The following is a 4,573-nucleotide window of genomic DNA, read 5'->3' on the forward strand; positions in this document are numbered from 1 at the left end:
CACGAGTCGGCCACCGCGCGGTGCCGGGCCGCCTCCCCCGCGAGGCGGCTGCGCAGGAAGTCGTCGACGAGCATCTCGATGTCCGCGGCGGTGAACGGTCGCAGTCCGATCATGCGCGCGAGGACCACCGGCCCGGCGAGCTGGGCCACCGCCAGGTCGCGGTCCCCGGGGATCAGGGTTCCGGCGGACTCGGCGGTGGACAGGACGGCGTGCAGGGGGGCGGCGTAGGAGTCCACGACGCCGCGGCGCAGCTCGCCCACCTCGTCGTCGTCCCCGGCACCCCGGCCCATCGCCAGCCATCCCCACATCGACTGCTGGAGCGGGGCGTCCTGGATCAGGCGCGTCATGGACGTGCACAGCTGGACGAGTTGATCGCGCACCGGGGCGTCACTCGGAGGCGGCTCCGGCGCCGGCAGCAGGCGCCGGAACGCCGCCGCGATCAGTGAGTCGGTGGAGGGGAAGTTGCGGTACAGCGTGGTCCGGGCGACGCCGGACACGCGGGTGACCGCGTCCACCGTCACCGCCGCGGCACCACCTGACAGGAGCAGGTCCACCGCGGCGTCCAGGAGTTTTCCCCGCGAGCGGGCGCGGCGCGGATCGGTCGGAGACTGCATGGGTCCATTGTGACGGCCCCCGGTGGGATACGGTGTGGTGACCCGACCGATACCGGCGGTATCGTTTCTTCAGATGTCGCCACCTCCGACCCCAGGGAGCCGAAGTGCTGGAACTGACCACCGGACGGCGCCGCTGGCTGCTGTTCGTCAACATCGTGGCGGTGTCGCTGGTCGTCGCCACGATGTCCGCGCTATACACCTCCCTCCCGGACATCGCCGTGGCCACCGGGGCAACCCAGGCCCAGCTCACCTGGATCGTCGATTCCTACACGCTGGCGCTCGCCGCGCTCGTGCTCACCGCAGGCGCCCTGGGCGACCGCTTCGGCCGCCGGGCCACCCTCATCGTGGGGCTGGCCCTGTTCACCGTGTCCTCGGCCCTGCCCATCTGGCTGGACTCGCCGCTCTGGGTGATCGTCCTGCGTGCGGTGGCCGGAGTGGGCGCGGCGTTCGTCATGCCCTCCACGCTCTCGCTGCTCACCGCCAGTTTCCCGTCCGAACGTCGCGGCTCCGCGGTGGGCATGTGGGCCGGGTTCGCGGGTATCGGCGGGATCGTCGGCCTGCTCAGCTCGGGGGTCATGCTGGAGGTGTGGTCGTGGAAGGCGATCTTCGTGGTCTACTCCGGCATCGGTCTGCTGGTGCTCCTGGCCGCCCTCACGATCGGTGAATCCGTGGCGTCCCGGCACGGGCGGCCGGACGTGCTGGGATCCGTGTTCTCGGCGCTCGCGGTCGGCGGCGTCGTCTTCGGCCTCATCGAGGGTGCGCACACGAGTTTCTCCGACCCCCTCGTCGTCGTCACCCTCATCGTGGCCGCGGTGAGCCTGCTGGCCTTCGTCCTGGTCGAACTCCGTGCCACCGACCCACTCCTCGACGTGCGGTACTTCCGCCGCCGGGGCTTCGCCACGGGTTCCATCTCCGTCGGGATGCAGTTCCTGACGATCTTCGGGTTCTTCCTGCTGATCGTGCAGTACCTGCAGTTGGTCAAGGGGTACGACCCGATCGCCGCCTCCCTGGCGTTGGCACCGATGGCGCTGCCGGTCCTGCTCTTCTCGTTGGTCTCGCCCCGCATCACCGCCGTGGTCGGACTGCGGGTCGTCTCCGTGGTGGGCGTCGGCGCGATCGCGGCCGGGATGATCCTGCTCTCCCGGCTGGGCGTCGACTCCACGTACTGGGACATCATGTGGCCGATGCTCGCGGCGGGCGTGGGTCTGGGGCTCTCGACGGCGCCGGCGACCTCGGCGATCGTCTCTGACATCTCCGTCGACGAACAGGGGGTGGCCGCCGCCGTCAACGACGCGATGCGCGAGGTGGGAGCCGCGATCGGCATCGCGCTCTCGGGCAGCATCCTGGCCGGCCGCTACGCCACCGGGATCGTCGACGTCCTGCCCGGCGTGCCCGAGTCCGGGCGGCAGGCGGTGGAGAGCTCGTTCGCCGGCGCGGTGGAGTTCGTCGCCGTGGCCGGGCCGGCGCTCCAGGGGATAGTCGACGCCGCCGCCGACGTCTTCGTGACCGGGATCTCCGACGCACTGTTCGCGCTGGGGCTGGTCGCGGCGGGCGCTGCGGTGGTGCTGCTGTTCGTGGCCCCCGGGCGGGGTTACGTCCCCCACGGCGAATCGGAGACGGCCGATGCGGCTGCGGCGGCTGCTGCTGCTGCTGCGGGGGACGCCGGGGTCGCCGGCGGTTCCGAACCCGCCTCGATGGCATCCGCTTCCGCGCCTGCCCGCAACCGGGGGACCCGCCCCCGACCATGAACACGCGCGTGCGCGGCGGTGCACGCGAGAGCGCAGCGGCTGAGGCGTACGGCGAGCGCACGAGCGGATGCACAGGTGAGCGGCGGGCCGCCCACCCTCGCTAGCGCTCGCTCCGCGGCTCGAACCGGGCTCCGCCCGTGCGCCGGTTACTCGCCGCTGCGCTCGCTAGCGCTCGCTAGCGCTCGCTAGCGCTCGCTTCGCGGCTCGAACCGGACGGTCACCGCCTTGAAACCGGGCGTGTTGGACTCCCGCGCCACGTTCTGACGGTGGACCAGGTTGTTGGCCTCGGGGAAGTAGGCCGCGCAGCAGCCGCGGGCCGTCGGGTAGGACACCAGCCGGAACTCCTCCGCCCTGCGCTCGCTGGTCACGCCGTCCGAGCCGGTGAACACACTCACCACGTCGACCAGTTGGCGGTCCGCGAGGCCCAGGTCGCGCAGGTCATCCGGGTTCACGAGGATCACCCGGCGCCCCTCGGAGATGCCCCGGTAGCGGTCGTCGAGACCGTAGAAAGTGGTGTTGTACTGGTCGTGGGACCGCATGGTCTGCAGGATCAGGTGCCCGGCCGGGGCCTCCAGCCACTCGAGCGGTGACACCGTGAAGTGCGCGCGCCCGGACGGGGTGGCGAAGGACCGGGTGTCGCGCGGCGGGTTGGGCAGCACGAACCCGGACTTCTGTCGCACCCGCCGGTTGTAGTCGGTGAAGCCGGGGATCACCCGCGCGATGTGGTCGCGGATCACGTCGTAGTCCTCCGCCATCGCGCGCCACCCCACCGGGTGGTCGTGACCGAGGATCGCCTCCGCCATGCCCGCGACGATCTGCGGTTCGCTGAGCAACTGCTCCGACACCGGCTCCAGCCGCCCCTGGGACGAGCGGATCACCGACATCGAGTCCTCCACCGAGACGAACTGTGCGCCCCCGGGGTGGCGGTCGTCGCGGTCCGTCCGCCCGAGAGTCGGGAGGATGAGCGACGTCTGCCCGTGGACCACGTGGGAGCGGTTGGGCTTGGTCGACACGTGGACGGTCAGCCCGGTGCGTTGCATCCCCTTCTCGAGGACGTCGGTGTCCGAACAGGCCTTGGCGAAGTTGCCGCCCATGGAGACGAACACGTCCACGTCACCGCGCTCGAACGCCTCGAGCGTCTCGGTCGAGTCGTAGCCGTGCTCACGCGGCGAGGCGATGCCGAACTCGTCGTCGAGCCCGTCCAACAACGTCGCGCCCGGCTTCTCCCAGATCCCCATGGTCCGGTCGCCCTGCACGTTCGAGTGGCCGCGGACCGGGCAGGCGCCGGCCCCGGGCTTGCCGAAGTTGCCCTGCAGCAGCAGGACGTTGACGATCTCGCGCAGGGTGTCCACCGAGTGGGGCTGCTGCGTGAGTCCCAGAGCCCAGCAGATGATCGTGCCCCGCGAGTGCACGAGCAGCGTCGCCAGTCGCTCGACCTGGTCGCGGCGCAGACCCGTGGCCCGCTCGGTGGTCTCCCAGTCAAGCTCGGCACGCGCGGCGGCGTAGTCCCGGAAGCCCTCGGTGCACGTGTCCACGAAGTCGCGGTCCACGACCGTGCCGGGCGCGGCCTCCTCGGCCCGGAGCAGCAGGTGGCCCAGGGCCTGGAACAGCGCGAGGTCGCCACCCACCTTGATCTGCAGGAAGTCATCCGAGACGGTCTCGCCCCCGCCCTCGACCAGGCTCTTGGCGATCCCGGTGGGGGACTGCGGATCGGCGAACCCCAGCAGTCCGGCCTCGGGCAACGGGTTGACCGCCACCACGTGGGCCCCGCGCCGCCGGGCGTCGGTGAGGGTGGAGAGCATCCGTGGGTGGTTGGTGCCGGGATTCTGTCCGACGACGAGGATGACGTCCGCGTGATCGAAATCCTCGAGCGAGACAGTCCCCTTGCCGATGCCGATCGTGGGCGTCATGGCCGACCCGGAGGACTCGTGGCACATGTTGGAGCAGTCGGGCAGGTTGTTGGTGCCGATGGACCGCGCGAGAAGTTGGTACATGAACGCGGTCTCGTTGGCCGTCCGACCGGAGGTGTAGAACACGCAGCGGTCGGGCGAGGTGGCGGTGACGTGCTCGGCCATGAGCGCGAACGCCTCCCGCCAGCCGATCGGAGAGTAGTGCTCGTCGCCGGGCCTGAGCACCACCGGCTCGGTGATCCGGCCCTGGTTGCCCAGCCAGTACTCGGTCTTGTCCCACAGCTCGCGGATCGGGTGGGCG

The 4,573-nt window shown here is 70.9% G+C and carries 3 protein-coding genes; 1 reads left to right on the forward strand and 2 read right to left on the reverse strand.

Going from position 1 to position 4,573, the window contains the following annotated elements:
- Window positions 1–614, reverse strand: a 614-nt coding sequence (locus G6022_RS01200) for a TetR/AcrR family transcriptional regulator (protein ID WP_179524169.1), incomplete at its 3' end; no start/stop codon positions are given.
- Window positions 615–718: 104 nt separating this feature from the next.
- On the opposite strand from G6022_RS01200, the gene G6022_RS01205 reads away from it, so the two are divergent.
- Window positions 719–2,362: an MFS transporter gene (locus G6022_RS01205; RefSeq protein ID WP_304815450.1), complete on the forward strand. Its 1,644-nt coding sequence runs from the start codon at window positions 719–721 to the stop codon at window positions 2,360–2,362.
- Between the two features lie 185 nt (window positions 2,363–2,547).
- Here G6022_RS01205 and G6022_RS01210 read toward each other — a convergent pair.
- Window positions 2,548–4,573 (reverse strand): FdhF/YdeP family oxidoreductase (locus tag G6022_RS01210; protein ID WP_182690904.1); only part of this gene is annotated, 2,026 nt, incomplete at its 5' end.

The sequence above is a fragment of the Dietzia sp. Cai40 genome (genome assembly GCF_014145165.1).
Taxonomy (GTDB): domain Bacteria; phylum Actinomycetota; class Actinomycetes; order Mycobacteriales; family Mycobacteriaceae; genus Dietzia; species Dietzia natronolimnaea.